Origin of the sequence: Pseudomonas sp. 8209 (assembly GCF_028682105.1) — a bacterium.
In the GTDB taxonomy this organism is placed as follows: domain Bacteria; phylum Pseudomonadota; class Gammaproteobacteria; order Pseudomonadales; family Pseudomonadaceae; genus Aquipseudomonas; species Aquipseudomonas palmensis.
In genome coordinates, this window is the sequence record NZ_JANIAH010000016.1 from 1 (window position 1) to 15,315 (window position 15,315).

The window sequence follows — 15,315 nt, forward strand, 5'->3', positions numbered from 1 at the left end:
GCTGCATGAAAAAGGCCGGTGTCTCGCGACACCGGCCTTTTTCGTTTCACTTGGCCTGGTAGATGATCCCCGGGCTGCACTGCACCATCTGGTAATGGTCGGGCAGCCCGTTGAGCGCCTCGGACGCCCCCAGGAACAGGTAACCGCCGGGCTTGAGCGTGCCGTGAATGCGCAGCAGGATGTCCTTCTTCACCTGGGCGGAGAAGTAGATCAGCACGTTGCGGCAGAACACGATGTCGAACTTGCCCAGGCTCGCGTAGCTGTCGAGCAGGTTGAACGAACGAAACTCGACGCGGCTGCGGATCGGGGCCTTGACTGCCCAGCGCCCCGGCCCCTTGGGGTCGAAATAGCGTTGCAGGCGCTCCTGGGACAAGCCACGGGCAATGGCCAGGCTGTCGTACTCACCGGTCTTGCAGTTGGCCAGCATCGAGCCGGACAGGTCGGTGGCGACGATCTGCGCCCCCATCTTCAATTGCCCGATGTTGCTGCGCTCGAACTCGTCGATGGCCATGGAGATCGAGTACGGCTCCTGCCCCGACGAACAGGCCGCCGACCAGATGCGCAGGCGCTGGCCAGGGTTGGCCTTGATCTGCTCGGGCAAGACCTTGTTCTTGAGCACCTCGAACGGATAGTTGTCGCGAAACCACAGGGTTTCGTTGGTGGTCATCGCATCGACCACCTGCTCGCGCAAGCCGCTGCGCGGCTGGGTCTGGATCCGCTGCACCAGCTCGCTCAACGATTTGATGCCCTGCTGTTCCATCAGCTTGTTGAGACGGCTGGAGACCAGATACTGCTTGTTTTCGCCCAGCAGGATGCCACAGGCTTTTTCCAGGAAGACCCGGAATTGTTCGAAATCCAAATTACCCGTAGACAATGATGCCGCCTCTTAAATCATGTGTAACGCCAGGGACGAGCCCTGGCCGTTAGTGGGTGGCCTTGATCCGGTCGACCACGCGTTGCGCCAGGTCATCCGGCCGGAACTTGGCGAGAAAATCATCCGCGCCCACCTTCTTGACCATGGCCTGGTTGAAGACGCCGGAAAGCGAAGTATGCAGGATGATGTGCAACTTTTGCATGCGCGGGTCGTTGCGGATTTCTGCAGTCAGGGTATAGCCGTCCATTTCCGGCATCTCGATGTCGGAAATCATCATCAGGAATTCCTCTTCCGGATGCTTGCCCTCATCGACCATCTTGCGCAGGTAATCCAGCGCCTGCCGGCCGTCGTTGAGCGCAACCACCTCGACCCCCACCGTCTGCAGGCAACGGCTGACCTGCTTGCGTGCCACCGAGGAGTCATCCACGGTGAGCACGCGCAGCGACACGGCCTTGACCTGCACTTCTTCGTCGACCACACCCAGGGAGATCGCCTCGGAGGTCGGCGAGACCTCGGCGAGGATCTTCTCCACGTCGATGATCTCGACCATCTTGCCGTCCACCCGGGTCACGGCCGTCAGGTAATGGTCACGACCGGTGCCCTTGGGTGGCGGATGGATCTCCTCCCAGTTCATGTTGACGATGCGTTCGACCGAGTGCACCAGAAACCCCTGGGTCTTGGTGTTGTACTCGGTGATGATCACGAAGCTCTTGCTGACATCTTCACTCAGACCGGGCATGCCGGTCGCCATCGCCAGATCCAGGATCGGGATGGTTGCCCCACGAATATTCGCCACACCGCGCACCACCGGGTTGGACTTGGGCATCACGGTCAGGTTCGGGCATTGCAGCACCTCCCGCACCTTGAACACGTTGATCCCGTACAGCTGCTCGCCATTGAGGCGGAACAACAGCAGTTCGAGACGGTTCTGCCCTACCAGTTGTGTGCGCTGGTTAACCGAATCCATTACACCAGCCATGCCAGACTCCTCGACCAAATGCTCGAGCGTCGTACCGCAGTCGGCACGCGCCTTGCTTTTTTAACTGTATGAACACGAAAACGACATTTTTCCGACGCCTGACCCGCCCCTTGCCCGGCATCCTTGCTGCGCTGTGCCTGCTGGCCCCCGGCGTTCGAACTCTGGCTGACGCTTTCACCTTGCCTGAACAGCTTATCGGTGTCACTCAGGGGTTTCTTGAATTCACGGTCGAGGATTACCTGGCGACCAGCCAGACCGAAGGGCGCTTCGAGATCCAGGTCAACAGCCTCGACCCGCGCCTGCGCATGCCACTGTGCGACCAGCAACTGGGCGCCACCCTGGAAAGCCCGGCGCAACCGCTGGGCAGGGTGACCGTGCGCGTACGCTGCGATGGCAGCTCCCCGTGGACGGTGTTCGTGCCGGCCCAGGTGCGGCTGTTTCGCAATGTGGTGACCGTGACGCGTCCGCTCAAGCGCGACAGCGTGGTCGGCGAACAGGACGTGAGCCTGCGCGAGCGGGACGTGGGCATGCTCAACCAGGGCTACCTGACCAGCCTGGAGCAGGCCGTGGGCCTGAAGGTCATCCGACCGACGGTCATCGATCAGGTGCTCACGCCGCTGCATCTGGAGCAGGCCGAAGTGGTCCGCAAGGGCGATCATGTGGTCATCATCGCCCGCAGCGGCACGCTGAGCGTGCGCATGCCGGGAGAAGCCTTGAGCAAGGGCGGCATCAGTGAACAGATACGGGTACGCAATCTGAACTCCAAACGGGTGGTGAAGGCACGGGTCACTGGACCAGGGCAGGTGGAAGTCGCGATGTGAAGCGGGTCACGACGCCAGAACAAACAAGGCTGGCGATCAGGAACCGCTTTTCCTAAACTGTGTCGAACCGGGTTGATGGGCTGGCCGCGCAAGCTGCACTGCATTTGCGTCTAAAGTTTCTTTCGGGTTGGCCGAAAACAAGGCAAGCGTCCAAACACCCAGAGGTTTTCTGATCATGGTCATCGACTTCAGTCGTTTGAATAATTCCCCGTCCGTGACGGGCGCCGTGCGCACTGGCAACAGCCAGGAAAGCACGGCCACTGCTCGCACCGCCACCAGCGCTACCGAGGCTGGCCAGAGCGGAGAAGCCGTACACCTGAGCCACGAGGCCCAGCAGTTGCAACAGGTCAGCGACAAGCTGCGCGATCAACCGGTTGTCAACAGCGCCCGCGTGGCCGAGTTGAAACAGGCCATCGCCGACGGCAGCTACCAGGTGGACGCCCAGCGCGTCGCCAGCAAACTGCTCAATTTCGAAGCCCAGCGCTAGCCCTCTGGCGCGCTGACTTCAGGACGCTAGAACCAAGAGCCAGCCAATGCACGACACTACTCTGCTGCAACTGATCGAAGATGATATTGCTCCAGCGCAACAACTGCTCGAGTTGTTGCAGGCTGAAGCCGTGGCCCTGCATGGCCGCGACATGCCCTTGCTGGAAAATATTCTGGCCCGCAAGCAATCGCTGGTGGTGCTGCTCGATCAAGGCGGACAACGACGTAGTGCGCTGCTTGCGAACCTGGGCCTGCCGCAAAGCCGCGAAGGTGTAGTGGCCATGGCCGAGCAATCGGACCTGGGCTCCCTGCTCATCGAGCAGCTCGATGTGCTGGCTGCGCTGATGAATGATTGCCAGGCGGTCAACGCACGCAACGGCCAGGCGATCCAGCTTCAGCAGTACACCACCGAAAACCAGATCAAGATCCTCATGGGTGGCGAATCACCGTCGCTCTACGATGCCCGTGGCACTACATCGCCGCTTTCAAAGCCTCGTGCACTCAGCCAGGCGTGACCCCCTCTATCAAGGCACGATTCATGCTGGCAGAATGCCAGCAATTGCCTGTGTCGTTTTTGCCTGGAGATTCATCAACCGTGTTCAATGACGAAGAAGCTCCTCAGCCTCCGAAGGTGCTGACTACGCCTTTGGAAATTGCCGCTCATTTGCGGATGTTGCTAGAGAGCCATGACCCACTGATCATCACGTTCCCCGAACGCAGCCAGCGCTTCCAGAGTTATGTGGTGGAGGTAGACCGGGACAGCAACAGCATGGCCCTGGACGAAATGATCCCGCGCGATGGCGAACGCTTCCTCGAAAATGGCGAACCATTCCGTATCGAAGGCTTCCATGACGGCGTGCGCATTGCCTGGGACTGCACTACCCCGCTGAGCATCAGCACCTCTGACGGCTCACGCTGCTACCGCGGCAGCCTGCCCACAGAAGTTACCTATCACCAGCGTCGCAATGCGTTTCGCGCGGCACTGAAGCTGTCGCAACTGGTCGACGTGATTTTCGACGGCGAGAAACTGCGTGGCGAGCACCCGCTCAAGGGCAAGCTGCTGGATATTTCGGCTACTGGCTGCAAGCTTCGCTTCGAGGGCGATATCGAGGAGCGGTTGCAGTTGGGCCAGGTCTACGAGAAGTTTGCTACCGGCCTGCCGCTGGGGCTTTCTCAGGTAATGGTCGAGCTGCGCCACCTGCACTATGAAGAGCGCCTGAACGCCACCTTCGCCGGCATTCGCTTTCATAACGTGACAGGACAGATGGCGCGCAAGATCGAAAGTTTTGTGTACCAGCTGCAACGTGAAGCGCGACGCTTCGACAAAGACGATTACTGATAGACATCACGCTTCACATTTCCAAGGGTAGCTACCCATTCAGCGGCAACGGATTCATCCGCAAAGGGGCGCCTGGCGCCCCGCCTGCCAGCGGAACTCAGACGCAGCCCTTCGCCACTATCTGCCCCCACGCCACTCACACTTCTGGCGCAGGCTTGACAGGTTCGACGCCCTCAGCCTCCCCGGGCGAGCCCTCCTCCTCGGTATCTTCGGCACCTACCGGTGCCTGCATCTGATCCTGCACCACCTGCTCATCAACCCGCGGGTCGAGCGCCGCAGACAGCGGTGAACCTGCCGCCGGCATCGCTACGTGAAGCAATGGCGCATCCTCGACCTGATGCAGGTTGGTAACCGCTTTGGGACGGATGCGCCACACCAGCACCAGCGCGAAGAAACAGAAGAACGCGTACAGCATCTGGTCGCCCAGGGTCTTCATCAGCACACCGGCCACCAGCGGCCCGATGCTCGCCCCCACGCCATAGGTCACCAGCAGCATCGCGGTGAGCGAGACCCGTCGCTCGCTTTCAACGTGGTCGTTGGAAAACGCCACCGCCAGCGGGTAGAGGCAGAACTGCAGCAGCGAGACCGCAAAACCGGTGATGAACAGCACCTCGAGCGGCACGCTCGGCAGCAGCGCCAATGGCAGGGAGGTGACGGCCAGCCCCACCGCCACACTGCGAATCAGCACGGCCCGGTCGTAACGGTCCGACAACCAGCCCAATGGCCACTGCACCAGCAGGCCGGCAAAGATGCAGCAGCCCATGAACACACCGACCTGTTCTGTACTGAGCCCCTGCTTGGAGGCGTACAGAGGCGCCAGACCATAGAACGAACCCACGATCAGCCCCGCCCCGAGTACCGTACTCAGCGACTGGGGGACGCGCTTGATGAAGAACCGCGGCTCCATGGGGGCCGGACGCAGCGGTGCGGGGTGGATGCGCCGGGTCAGGGCCACCGGAACCAGGCACAGCGCAAAGCACATGGCCACCAGCATCAGCAGCTCCAGGCCCAGCTGCGGGTGAACCACCAGAATCAGCTGGCCCAGTACCAGGCCCAGATAGGAGGCGATCATGTAACCGCTGAACACCGCCCCACGCTGCTTGGCGTCGGCCTGTTCGTTGAGCCAGCTCTCGATCACCATGTACTGGCACATCATGCCCAGGCCGACGATCACCCGCAGCAGCAGCCAGGCCGGCAACCAGCTGACCAGACCATGACCAAGCACCGCTGCGCCGACGATGCCGGCACACGTAGCGTAGGCGCGGATATGCCCCACTCTGGCGATCAGCCGGTGCCCGATCTTGCCCCCCAGCGCCAGGCCGAAATAGTTGGCCGCCATCAGCGCACCGACCCACAGGCTGTCGACCTGATCGGCCGCCAGGCGCAGGGCCAGGTAGGTGCTCAACAGGCCGGAACCGATCAACATCATCAATGCGGCGAAATACAGCGCGCGAAAAGACTTCCAGATACTTCGCATCGACGTCCCTGAGGGCCCCTTGAGCAGGTGAAAAAACTGCTTGAAAGCATAAGTGAAAAAAACGCCGACGCGGCGGGCCGGGCATAAAAAAACAGGTGACAAACCATGATCTCGATCATGGCTGCCACCTGCCTCTGCTTACCCTGGCGCCAGGCGGCATTGCCGCCCCGCAGTTACGCCTGTGCCGCCAGCACGCGCCGCTCCCACGGGGTGATCTCGTCGAAGAAGCTGGTCAGTTCCAGGGTCTTGGACGCGATGTAACCTTCGATGAACTCAGTCCCGAACAGTTCCCTCGCCAACTGGCTGCGCTTGAGACGCTCCAGTGCAGCGTGCAGCGTGCAGGGCAGTGACAGGTTGTCGGGCACCTCGAATTCGCCCTGGATCGCTGGCGCCGGCTCCAGTTGCTGTTCGATGCCGTACAAGCCGGCCGCCAGGCTGGCGGCGATGGCCAGGTAGGGGTTGGTATCGGCCCCGGGCAGGCGGTTCTCGACCCTGCGCGCTACCGGTGCGCTGGCAGGGATACGCAGGCCCGCAGCGCGGTTGTCCTGCGACCAGCAGGCATTGTTGGGCGATGCATAAGGGTGGCACAGGCGCTGGTAGGAGTTGACGTTGGGTGCGAACAACGCGGTGAAGTCGGCCATGCATGCCTGCTGGCCACCGATGAAGTGATAGAAGGCGGGCGTGGGCTGCCCCTGCGCATCGCTGAACACGTTACGGCCGTTGTCGATCTCGACCACGCTCTGGTGAATGTGCATCGAACTGCCTGGGGTTCTGGCCAGCGGCTTGGCCATGCACACCACATTCAGGCCATGCTTGAGCGCAACCTCCTTGAGCAGGTGCTTGAACAGGAAGGTCTGGTCGGCAAGCAGCAGCGGGTCACCGTGCAGCAGGTTGATCTCGAACTGGCTGACGCCCATCTCGTGCATGAAGGTGTCGCGCGGCAGGCCCAGGGCCTCCATGCAACGGTAGACCTCGCTGAAGAACGGGCGCAGGCCATTGTTGGAACTGACGCTGAACGCCGAATGGCCGTCCTCGCGCCGACCGTCCAGCCCGGTGGGCGGCAGGAACGGCTGGCTCGGGTCGGGATTGGGAGCGAACACGAAGAACTCGAGTTCGGTGGCCACCACTGGCGCCAGGCCGTGCGTGCGATACCGCTCGATCACCGCCTTGAGCTGGCCGCGGGTGGACAAGCCCGAACTCTGTCCATCGAGCTCATTGGCATCGCAGATCGCCAGTGCCCTTGGTTCGTCGCTCCAGGGCAGGCGGTAGATATGCAGGGGGTCGGCCGCCAGGGCAAGGTCGCCGTCGTCGCTGCCGTAAAAGCGTGCCGCAGGGTATCCGCCCATGATGCACTGCAGCAGCACGCCGCGTGCCATCTGCAGGCGCCGCCCTTCCAGGAACCCCTCGGCGGTCATCACCTTGCCGCGAGGCACGCCATTAAGGTCGGGGGTGACGCATTCGATTTCATCAATGCCCGTCAATCGCTCGGCGAGAGAACGTTGGCCATTGGTCGTCATGACTTGATCCTTGTTATTTTTAACAAGCCGCGAACGGCGACCCGAACAACATAGTCCGGGGGTGTTAAAAATATCAAGCACCATGTAGGCCCGATCGCTGGGCGAACGCCGCCAGCCAACCCGTAGAAGCTGTCTACACTGTGCCTGGCAGCGTAATACCGTTCGCCGGCAGCGGCAGCGCAGTCTTGTAGCGCACCTGCTTGAGGGCGAAGCTGGAGCGAATATTGGCCACCCCGGGCAAGCGGGTGAGGTAGTCCAGAAACCGCTCCAGGGCCTGAATGCTCGGCAGCAGTACACGCAGCAGGTAATCCGGATCGCCGGTCATCAGGTAGCACTCCATCACTTCCGGGCGCTCGGCGATTTCCTCTTCGAAGCGGTGCAGCGATTGCTCCACCTGTTTTTCCAGGCTGACGTGGATGAATACGTTCACGTCCAGCCCCAGCACTTCGGGCGACAGCAAGGTCACCTGCTGGCGAATCACGCCAAGCTCCTCCAGCGCCTTGACCCGGTTGAAACAGGGGGTGGGCGACAGATTTACCGAACGGGCCAGCTCGGCGTTGGTGATGCGGGCATTGTCCTGAAGGCTGTTGAGAATGCCGATGTCAGTACGATCCAGTTTGCGCATGAGACAAATTCACCTGCTTCTTGTTCTTTTGAAGAATGTTTATCCGCAAGCCAGCCCAAAGGCAATGAACTTGAGAAAAATATTCTTCCGCCAGCGGAATATGATGTAGGCAAGACTGACTCTCCGGTCACAAGCCGGGTTCAGTAGCGACCGCTTCAAAGCTCAACAAAAACACAAGACAGAGCGAGCGTAAAAAAGCATGAACGAGTACGCCCCCCTGCGTCTGCATGTGCCCGAGCCTACAGGCCGGCCAGGCTGCCAGACCGATTTTTCCTACCTGCGTCTGAATGACGCCGGTCAGGTCCGCAAACCCGCCATCGATGCCGAACCCGCCGGTACCGCCGACCTTGCCTACGGGCTGATCCGCGTGCTCGACGAACAGGGCCGTGCGCTTGGCCCCTGGGCCGAGGACATCGGCCCCGAAGTGCTGCGCCAAGGCATGCGCGCGATGCTCAAGACCCGGCTGTTCGACAGCCGCATGGTCGTGGCGCAGCGCCAGAAGAAGATGTCCTTCTACATGCAGAGCCTGGGCGAGGAAGCCATCGGCAGCGGCCAGGCACTGGCCTTGAACCGCAGCGACATGTGCTTCCCCACCTACCGCCAGCAGAGCATCCTGATGGCCCGCGACGTGTCGCTGGTGGAGATGATCTGCCAGCTGCTGTCCAACGAGCGCGACCCGCTCAAGGGTCGCCAGCTGCCCATCATGTACTCGGTGCGCGAAGCCGGCTTCTTCACCATCAGCGGTAACCTGGCGACCCAGTTCGTGCAGGCGGTCGGCTGGGCCATGGCCTCGGCCATCAAGGGCGATACCAAGATCGCTTCGGCCTGGATCGGCGATGGTGCTACGGCCGAGTCGGACTTCCACACCGCGCTGACCTTCGCACACGTGTACCAGGCCCCGGTGATTCTCAACGTGGTCAACAACCAGTGGGCCATCTCCACCTTCCAGGCCATCGCCGGTGGTGAATCCACCACCTTCGCCGGCCGCGGCGTTGGCTGTGGCATCGCTTCGCTGCGGGTCGACGGCAACGACTTCATCGCGGTGTACGCGGCCTCGCGCTGGGCCGCCGAACGTGCCCGCCGCGGCCTGGGCCCGACCCTGATCGAATGGGTGACCTACCGCGCCGGGCCGCACTCCACGTCGGACGACCCGTCCAAGTACCGTCCGGCCGACGACTGGAGCCACTTCCCCCTCGGCGACCCGATCGCCCGCCTCAAGCAGCACCTGGTGGCCATCGGGCACTGGTCGGAGCAAGAGCATCAGGCGGTGACTGCTGAGCTGGAAGCCGAAATCATCAGTGCGCAGAAGGAAGCCGAGCAGTACGGCACCCTGGCCGGCGGGCAGATGCCCAGCCCGGCGAGCATTTTCGAGGATGTGTACAAGGAAATGCCGGAACACCTGCGGCGCCAGCGCCAGGAACTGGGGATCTGACATGAACGATCACAACACCACTATCCAGTTGGAAACCGCCATGGCGACTACCACCATGACCATGATCCAGGCCCTGCGCTCGGCCATGGATATCATGCTTGAGCGCGATGACAATGTTGTCGTCTATGGCCAGGACGTCGGTTACTTCGGCGGCGTGTTCCGCTGCACCGAAGGGCTGCAGAACAAGTACGGCAAGTCGCGGGTGTTCGACGCACCGATCTCCGAAAGCGGTATCGTCGGCACCGCCGTGGGCATGGGTGCCTATGGCCTGCGCCCTGTGGTGGAAATCCAGTTTGCCGACTACTTCTACCCAGCCTCGGACCAGATCGTCTCGGAGATGGCCCGCCTGCGCTACCGCTCTGCCGGCGAGTTCGTGGCCCCGCTGACCCTGCGCATGCCGTGCGGTGGCGGCATCTACGGCGGCCAGACCCACAGCCAGAGCCCGGAGGCGATGTTCACCCAGGTCTGCGGCCTGCGTACCGTGATGCCTTCGAACCCCTACGACGCCAAGGGCCTGTTGATCGCCTCGATCGAAAACGACGACCCGGTGATCTTCCTGGAGCCCAAGCGCCTGTACAACGGCCCTTTCGACGGGCACCACGACCGGCCGGTAACGCCCTGGTCCAAACACCCCGCCAGCGCCGTACCGGATGGCTACTACACCGTGCCACTGGACAAGGCTGCCATCACCCGCCCAGGCAATGCGGTGACGGTACTGACCTACGGCACCACGGTGTATGTATCCCAGGTGGCTGCCGAAGAGACCGGCATCGACGCCGAGGTCATCGACCTGCGCAGCCTGTGGCCGCTGGACCTGGAGACCATCGTCGAGTCGGTGAAGAAGACCGGCCGCTGTGTGGTCGTGCACGAAGCCACCCGCACCTGCGGCTTTGGCGCCGAGCTGGTGGCGCTGGTACAGGAGCACTGCTTCCATCACCTCGAAGCCCCGATCGAACGCGTCACCGGTTGGGACACCCCCTACCCGCACGCGCAGGAATGGGCGTACTTCCCCGGCCCATCGCGAGTGGGTGCGGCATTGAAACGGGTCATGGAGGTCTGAATGGGCACGCACGTCATCAAGATGCCGGACATCGGCGAAGGCATCGCACAGGTTGAGCTGGTGGAGTGGTTCGTAAAGGTCGGCGATACCGTCACCGAAGATCAGGTGGTCGCCGACGTCATGACCGACAAGGCCACCGTGGAAATTCCTTCGCCGGTCACCGGCAAGGTGCTGGCCCTGGGCGGCCAGCCCGGTGAGGTCATGGCCGTAGGCAGCGAGCTGATTCGCATCGAGGTCGAAGGGGCCGGCAACTATCAGGAAGGCGCCGGCAAGCCGGCAGCAGCCACGCCGCCTGCGGTAGCTGCCGCACCGAAGGCCAGCGTACCCGAAGCCCAACCCCAGCCCGCCGTCGTGTCTACCCCGGCAGCGGCACCTTCAGGCAACGCACAGCGTTCATCGACGATCGTGCCACGTGAGGCCAACGAGCGTCCGCTGGCCTCCCCGGCGGTGCGCAAGCGCGCGCTGGATGCGGGCATAGAGCTGCGCTATGTACATGGTAGTGGCCCTGCCGGGCGCATCCTGCACGAAGACCTGGACGCTTTTCTCGTTCAACCGAGTACCAGCAGTGCATCGGGCCCCGGTGGCTATGCAAGGCGTGACGACAGCGAGCAGGTGCCTGTGATCGGCCTGCGCCGCAAGATCGCGCAGCGCATGCAGGATGCCAAGCGCCGCGTCGCGCACTTCAGCTATGTCGAGGAAATCGACGTGACCGCGCTGGAAGAACTGCGCGTGCACCTGAACAAGAAGCATGGTGACAGCCGCGGCAAGCTGACCCTGCTGCCCTTCCTGGTACGGGCAATGGTGATCGCCGCGCGCGAATTCCCGCAGATCAACGCCACCTATGACGACGAAGCCCAGCTCATTACCCGCCATGGTGCAGTGCATGTGGGTATCGCCACCCAGGGCGACAACGGGCTGATGGTACCGGTGCTGCGCCATGCCGAGGCCGGCAGCCTGTGGAGCAATGCCAGCGAGATCGCCCGGGTAGCCAACGCCGCCCGCAACAACAAGGCCAGCCGTGAAGAGCTGTCCGGCTCGACCATTACGCTCACCAGCCTCGGCGCACTGGGCGGCATCGTCAGCACACCGGTGGTGAACACGCCGGAGGTAGCCATTGTCGGGGTCAACCGCATCGCCGAGCGGCCAATGGTGGTCAACGGCCAGATCGTGGTGCGCAAGATGATGAACCTGTCCAGTTCGTTCGACCATCGTGTGGTCGACGGCATGGACGCCGCGCTCTTCATCCAGGCCATCCGCGGCCTGCTCGAACAACCTGCCAGCCTGTTTGTGGAGTGACCATGCAGACTCTCAATACCACCCTGCTGATCATTGGGGGCGGCCCCGGCGGTTATGTCGCGGCGATTCGTGCCGGTCAACTGGGCATCCCCACTGTACTGGTCGAAGGCCAGGCACTGGGCGGCACCTGCCTGAACATCGGCTGTATTCCATCCAAGGCACTGATCCATGTAGCGGAGCAGTTCCACCAGACTTGTCAGCACAGCCAGCACTCCAGCCTGGGCATCAAGGTACAGGCTCCCAGCCTGGACATTACACAGAGCGTGGCCTGGAAGGACGGCATCGTCGACCGCCTGACCAGCGGCGTTGCCGCCTTGCTGAAGAAACACGGCGTGACGGTGATTCATGGCTGGGCAAAGATCGTCGACGGCAAAACCGTCGACGTCGAAGGCCAGCGCATTCAGTGCGAGCACCTGCTGCTCGCCACGGGCTCCAGCAGTGTGGAGCTGCCCATGCTTCCACTGGGCGGCCCGATCATCTCGTCCACCGAAGCCCTGGCCCCGCAACGCCTGCCAAGGCGCCTGACGGTGGTGGGTGCAGGCTATATCGGCCTGGAGCTGGGTATTGCCTACCGCAAGCTGGGGGTCGAGGTAAGCGTGGTGGAAGCGCGCGAGCGTATCCTGCCTACGTATGACAGCGAGCTCACTCAGCCGGTAGCCGAGTCGCTGAAGAAACTGGGCATGACGCTGTACCTCAAGCACAGCGTCGAAGGCTTCGATAACGCCACCCAGTGCCTGCAGATCAGGGACCCGCATGGCGAACAGTTGACGCTGGAAACCGATCAGGTGCTGGTTGCCGTAGGACGTCGGCCACGCACTCAAGGGTTCAACCTGGAAACCCTGGAGCTCAAGATGAATGGCTCTGCCATTGCCATCGATGAGCGTTGCCAGACCAGCATGCGCAATGTGTGGGCAATCGGCGATCTGAGCGGCGAGCCGATGCTGGCCCACCGCGCCATGGCCCAGGGCGAGATGGTGGCCGAACTCATCGCCGGCAAGCAGCGGGTTTTCGATCCGGTGGCCATCGCGGCAGTGTGCTTTACCGACCCCGAGGTGGTGGTGGCAGGCAAGACACCCGAGGCCGCACAACAGCAAGGCCTGGATTGCATCGTTGCGCAGTTCCCGTTCGCGGCCAATGGCAGGGCCATGACGCTGGAATCCAAAAGCGGCTTCGTACGCGTGGTGGCGCGTCGCGACAATCACCTGATCCTGGGCTGGCAGGCTGTCGGCGTGGGGGTTTCGGAACTGTCTACCGCGTTTGCACAATCACTGGAGATGGGCGCCCGGCTCGAGGATGTGGCCGGAACCATCCATGCCCACCCTACCCTCGGGGAGGCTGTGCAGGAGGCTGCATTGCGTGCCTTGGGGCACGCGTTGCACCTGTAGCCAGAACCACTGGGCGTCGATCATCGACGCCCAGGCATCAGGCGATCTGGTTCTTGCCGCCGGCCTTGGCGCGATAGAGCGCCTGGTCGGCACGGGCGACCAGTTGCTCCGGGCGCTCGCCGCCACGCCACTGGGCGATGCCAAAACTCAATGTGACGCGGTGCTCGCCAATTGGGGGCAACCTCAACACCTGCTGGCGGATGGCATCGGCTACCGCCATTGCTGCCTGCAGGTCACTCCCTGGCATCAACACCATGAACTCGTCCCCCCCCCATCGGGCAAGCAGGTGCTCGGGGCCGACACACTTACGGATCTGTTCGACCACCTCTACCAGGGCGGTATCGCCACGGGCGTGGCCGTAACGATCATTGATCGGCTTGAAATCGTCGAAATCCATCAGGATCAGGCTCAAGGGCAAACGAAAGCGGCCGGCACGTTCGCATTCCTGAAACAGAGCCTTTTCCAGGCGATAACGATTGGCCGCCAGGGTCAACGAGTCGCGCTCGGCCAGGTCACGGTTCTCATCGAGCTGACGTTTCAGTTGCTCGTTCACCCAGCACAGTTCCCGGGTCCGTTCGGCAATCAGTGACTCCAGCGAGCTGTTGCGCTGCTCCAGATGGGCAACCAGGCGCTTGCGGTCGTCGATGTTGCGGTGTGCACCGAACATCCTGGCCACCGAGCCATCAGGGTTGCGCGCAACCACATGCCCGCTGTCCTCGATCCACAGGTAGCTGCCATCCTTGCAACGGCAACGGTACTCCACCTGGTAGCTTGGCGCACGCTGGCTCAGGTAGTCCTCGAAACAGGCCATCACCCGCGGGTAGTCCTCGGGGTGAATGACGTTTTCCCAGGTGAACACCGTATTGTCCAGCGAGTGGCTGGGGTAGCCCAGCATGCGATACCAACCCGGGTTGCGATAGACGTGGCCGGTGTTGGCGTTCCAGTCCCAGATGCCATCACTGACCAGGTCCAGAAGGGTTTGCAGTTGCTCTTGCCCCAGGTCGCTCAATGGCGCCATCACGCAAGCGGTATTCTCACTCATGGACACTCTCCCCTGTCCAGCAACTACGCCCCAGCTCAATGATGGTGCTGCCGATTGTTATGCGCCAAAGCCTGCGCGAAATTTCGAACAATATACTCGCGAAAGAATGGAAGCGGCAGGCGGAACCGACCGCACGTCCAACTGCAGGCCTTGGCTGTTGCCGCCTGCGGCAATCATCCTCCTCTTTGGGGCAACAGCGTGCCAGAGTAAACGGCCGAGCATTGCTGCCCCCTTGTAATACAGAGGGTTCAGAGCGTGAGGTAACTGGCACAGCCCTTGCTCTTCCCTTGCTCTGCACAGTATCGGGAGACCTTCAGGTGAGCATCATCAATGATTATGGTTGGCAGGTAGCCGCTACCACTCAGCAACGTAGCAGTGTTTCTACAGACAGCGATGCTGTGCCGTATGTACCTGTTTCAGTTGCCATTCAGTCGACGTCCGACACGCGCGGGAGTGCCAGTCACTCCGAGCAGCGCTTTCACGACAACCAGCAAGAAGCGTTCGCAAAGTTCAAGGTCAGTCTGCAGAACCTGGAAGAGATCTTCGACACGAAAGAACCAGAGAGCACTGCCTTGCAAGAGTTTCGCGACTACATGGCACTGTCTCCCGAGCAGAAAATTCGCGAAAAGATGCTGCGCGAACTTGGGCTGAGCCTTGAAGAATACGAAGAGTTACCCCCTGAGAAGAAAGAACTGATCGACAAGCAGATCGCTCAACGCATCAAGGAAGAAATGGAGATAAAAACCATGGCCAAGCTGCAACCGCCTCAACAGATGGATGCGGTCAATGCACTGGCAGGTTCACAGACACTGTCGGCAGAAGGCACCGACGAGAAGGACAGGACGGACCCGCTGGCCTGAATCGTATTACGTAAAAAACCACCTCCCAAGGTGGTTTTTTTATGCCCGCCTTGCAAGAAACTTTCGGCCCACAAAAACAAAACCCCTACCTGCAGATGCAGATAGGGGTTTCGGAATTTAAT

The 15,315-nt window shown here is 61.8% G+C and carries 15 protein-coding genes; 9 read left to right on the top strand and 6 right to left on the bottom strand.

What is annotated here, in order from left to right; translation table 11 throughout:
- Nucleotides 1-46: 46 nt before the first annotated feature.
- Both cheR and NP552_RS25645 read right to left on the bottom strand, forming a co-directional pair.
- Nucleotides 47-874 carry a protein-glutamate O-methyltransferase CheR gene (cheR, locus tag NP552_RS25640; RefSeq protein WP_043861780.1) on the bottom strand — a complete coding sequence of 276 codons (828 nt, stop codon included), beginning with the start codon at nt 872-874 and terminating at the stop codon, nt 47-49.
- Between the two features lie 49 nt (nt 875-923).
- A complete protein-coding gene (locus NP552_RS25645) occupies nt 924-1,853 on the bottom strand; it encodes a chemotaxis protein CheV (RefSeq protein WP_043861779.1) in 930 nt (309 codons plus the stop codon).
- Nucleotides 1,854-1,921: 68 nt separating this feature from the next.
- Here NP552_RS25645 and flgA point away from each other — a divergent pair, with 68 nt between their 5' ends.
- The 4 genes from flgA (at nt 1,922) to NP552_RS25665 (ending at nt 4,499) form a co-directional block, all read left to right on the top strand.
- Entirely contained in the window at nt 1,922-2,674 is a 753-nt protein-coding gene (flgA, locus tag NP552_RS25650; protein WP_274097306.1) for a flagellar basal body P-ring formation chaperone FlgA, read from the top strand.
- Between the two features lie 175 nt (nt 2,675-2,849).
- Nucleotides 2,850-3,161 carry a flagellar biosynthesis anti-sigma factor FlgM gene (flgM, locus tag NP552_RS25655; protein ID WP_043861777.1) on the top strand — a complete coding sequence of 104 codons (312 nt, stop codon included), beginning with the start codon at nt 2,850-2,852 and terminating at the stop codon, nt 3,159-3,161.
- Nucleotides 3,162-3,207: 46 nt separating this feature from the next.
- Nucleotides 3,208-3,675, top strand: a complete 468-nt coding sequence (locus NP552_RS25660) for a flagella synthesis protein FlgN (RefSeq protein WP_043861776.1) — start codon at nt 3,208-3,210, stop codon at nt 3,673-3,675.
- Nucleotides 3,676-3,755: 80 nt separating this feature from the next.
- Nucleotides 3,756-4,499: a flagellar brake protein gene (locus NP552_RS25665; protein ID WP_043861775.1), complete on the top strand. Its 744-nt coding sequence runs from the start codon at nt 3,756-3,758 to the stop codon at nt 4,497-4,499.
- A gap of 136 nt (nt 4,500-4,635) precedes the next feature.
- Here the strand turns inward: NP552_RS25665 and NP552_RS25670 are convergent, their stop codons facing one another.
- The 3 genes from NP552_RS25670 to bkdR all read right to left on the bottom strand — a co-directional run bounded on the left by NP552_RS25670 (nt 4,636) and on the right by bkdR (nt 8,118).
- Complete coding sequence (locus tag NP552_RS25670; RefSeq protein WP_123753571.1) at nt 4,636-5,976, bottom strand: MFS transporter; 1,341 nt, start codon at nt 5,974-5,976, stop codon at nt 4,636-4,638.
- 173 nt (nt 5,977-6,149) lie between these two features.
- Nucleotides 6,150-7,391, bottom strand: a complete 1,242-nt coding sequence (locus tag NP552_RS25675; RefSeq protein ID WP_173925107.1) for a glutamine synthetase family protein — start codon at nt 7,389-7,391, stop codon at nt 6,150-6,152.
- Nucleotides 7,392-7,626: 235 nt separating this feature from the next.
- A complete protein-coding gene (gene bkdR, locus NP552_RS25680) occupies nt 7,627-8,118 on the bottom strand; it encodes a Bkd operon transcriptional regulator BkdR (RefSeq protein WP_043861772.1) in 492 nt (163 codons plus the stop codon).
- A 199-nt stretch (nt 8,119-8,317) separates the two neighbouring features.
- Here bkdR and NP552_RS25685 point away from each other — a divergent pair, with 199 nt between their 5' ends.
- From NP552_RS25685 to lpdA, 4 genes are read left to right on the top strand one after another with little or no spacing between them, the layout of a single operon-like run.
- Nucleotides 8,318-9,550, top strand: a complete 1,233-nt coding sequence (locus NP552_RS25685; protein ID WP_043861771.1) for a 3-methyl-2-oxobutanoate dehydrogenase (2-methylpropanoyl-transferring) subunit alpha — start codon at nt 8,318-8,320, stop codon at nt 9,548-9,550.
- Between the two features lies 1 nt (nt 9,551).
- On the top strand, nt 9,552-10,610 hold the full coding sequence (locus NP552_RS25690; protein ID WP_043861770.1) for an alpha-ketoacid dehydrogenase subunit beta: 1,059 nt from the start codon (nt 9,552-9,554) through the stop codon (nt 10,608-10,610).
- Nucleotides 10,611-11,906, top strand: a complete 1,296-nt coding sequence (locus NP552_RS25695) for a dihydrolipoamide acetyltransferase family protein (RefSeq protein ID WP_274097307.1) — start codon at nt 10,611-10,613, stop codon at nt 11,904-11,906. It abuts the gene before it with no gap.
- A 2-nt stretch (nt 11,907-11,908) separates the two neighbouring features.
- Nucleotides 11,909-13,291 (top strand): dihydrolipoyl dehydrogenase, encoded by a 1,383-nt coding sequence (lpdA, locus tag NP552_RS25700; RefSeq protein ID WP_104573122.1) that lies wholly within the window; start codon nt 11,909-11,911, stop codon nt 13,289-13,291.
- A 37-nt stretch (nt 13,292-13,328) separates the two neighbouring features.
- Here lpdA and NP552_RS25705 read toward each other — a convergent pair whose 3' ends face one another.
- Nucleotides 13,329-14,333 carry a sensor domain-containing diguanylate cyclase gene (locus NP552_RS25705; RefSeq protein ID WP_274097308.1) on the bottom strand — a complete coding sequence of 335 codons (1,005 nt, stop codon included), beginning with the start codon at nt 14,331-14,333 and terminating at the stop codon, nt 13,329-13,331.
- Nucleotides 14,334-14,650: 317 nt separating this feature from the next.
- On the opposite strand from NP552_RS25705, the gene NP552_RS25710 reads away from it, so the two are divergent.
- Nucleotides 14,651-15,193, top strand: coding sequence for a hypothetical protein (locus NP552_RS25710; RefSeq protein WP_058542066.1), 543 nt, complete (start codon nt 14,651-14,653; stop codon nt 15,191-15,193).
- Nucleotides 15,194-15,315: the final 122 nt, after the last annotated feature.

Coding starts and splice junctions, on each gene's coding strand:
- NP552_RS25645 (WP_043861779.1), bottom strand. CDS start 1,853: ATGGCTGGTGTAATGGATTCGGTTAACCAGCGCACACAACTGGTAGGG.
- flgA (WP_274097306.1), top strand. CDS start 1,922: ATGAACACGAAAACGACATTTTTCCGACGCCTGACCCGCCCCTTGCCC.
- flgM (WP_043861777.1), top strand. CDS start 2,850: ATGGTCATCGACTTCAGTCGTTTGAATAATTCCCCGTCCGTGACGGGC.
- NP552_RS25660 (WP_043861776.1), top strand. CDS start 3,208: ATGCACGACACTACTCTGCTGCAACTGATCGAAGATGATATTGCTCCA.
- NP552_RS25670 (WP_123753571.1), bottom strand. CDS start 5,976: ATGCGAAGTATCTGGAAGTCTTTTCGCGCGCTGTATTTCGCCGCATTG.
- NP552_RS25675 (WP_173925107.1), bottom strand. CDS start 7,391: ATGACCGCCGAGGGGTTCCTGGAAGGGCGGCGCCTGCAGATGGCACGC.
- bkdR (WP_043861772.1), bottom strand. CDS start 8,118: ATGCGCAAACTGGATCGTACTGACATCGGCATTCTCAACAGCCTTCAG.
- NP552_RS25685 (WP_043861771.1), top strand. CDS start 8,318: ATGAACGAGTACGCCCCCCTGCGTCTGCATGTGCCCGAGCCTACAGGC.
- NP552_RS25690 (WP_043861770.1), top strand. CDS start 9,552: ATGAACGATCACAACACCACTATCCAGTTGGAAACCGCCATGGCGACT.
- NP552_RS25695 (WP_274097307.1), top strand. CDS start 10,611: ATGGGCACGCACGTCATCAAGATGCCGGACATCGGCGAAGGCATCGCA.
- lpdA (WP_104573122.1), top strand. CDS start 11,909: ATGCAGACTCTCAATACCACCCTGCTGATCATTGGGGGCGGCCCCGGC.
- NP552_RS25705 (WP_274097308.1), bottom strand. CDS start 14,333: ATGAGTGAGAATACCGCTTGCGTGATGGCGCCATTGAGCGACCTGGGG.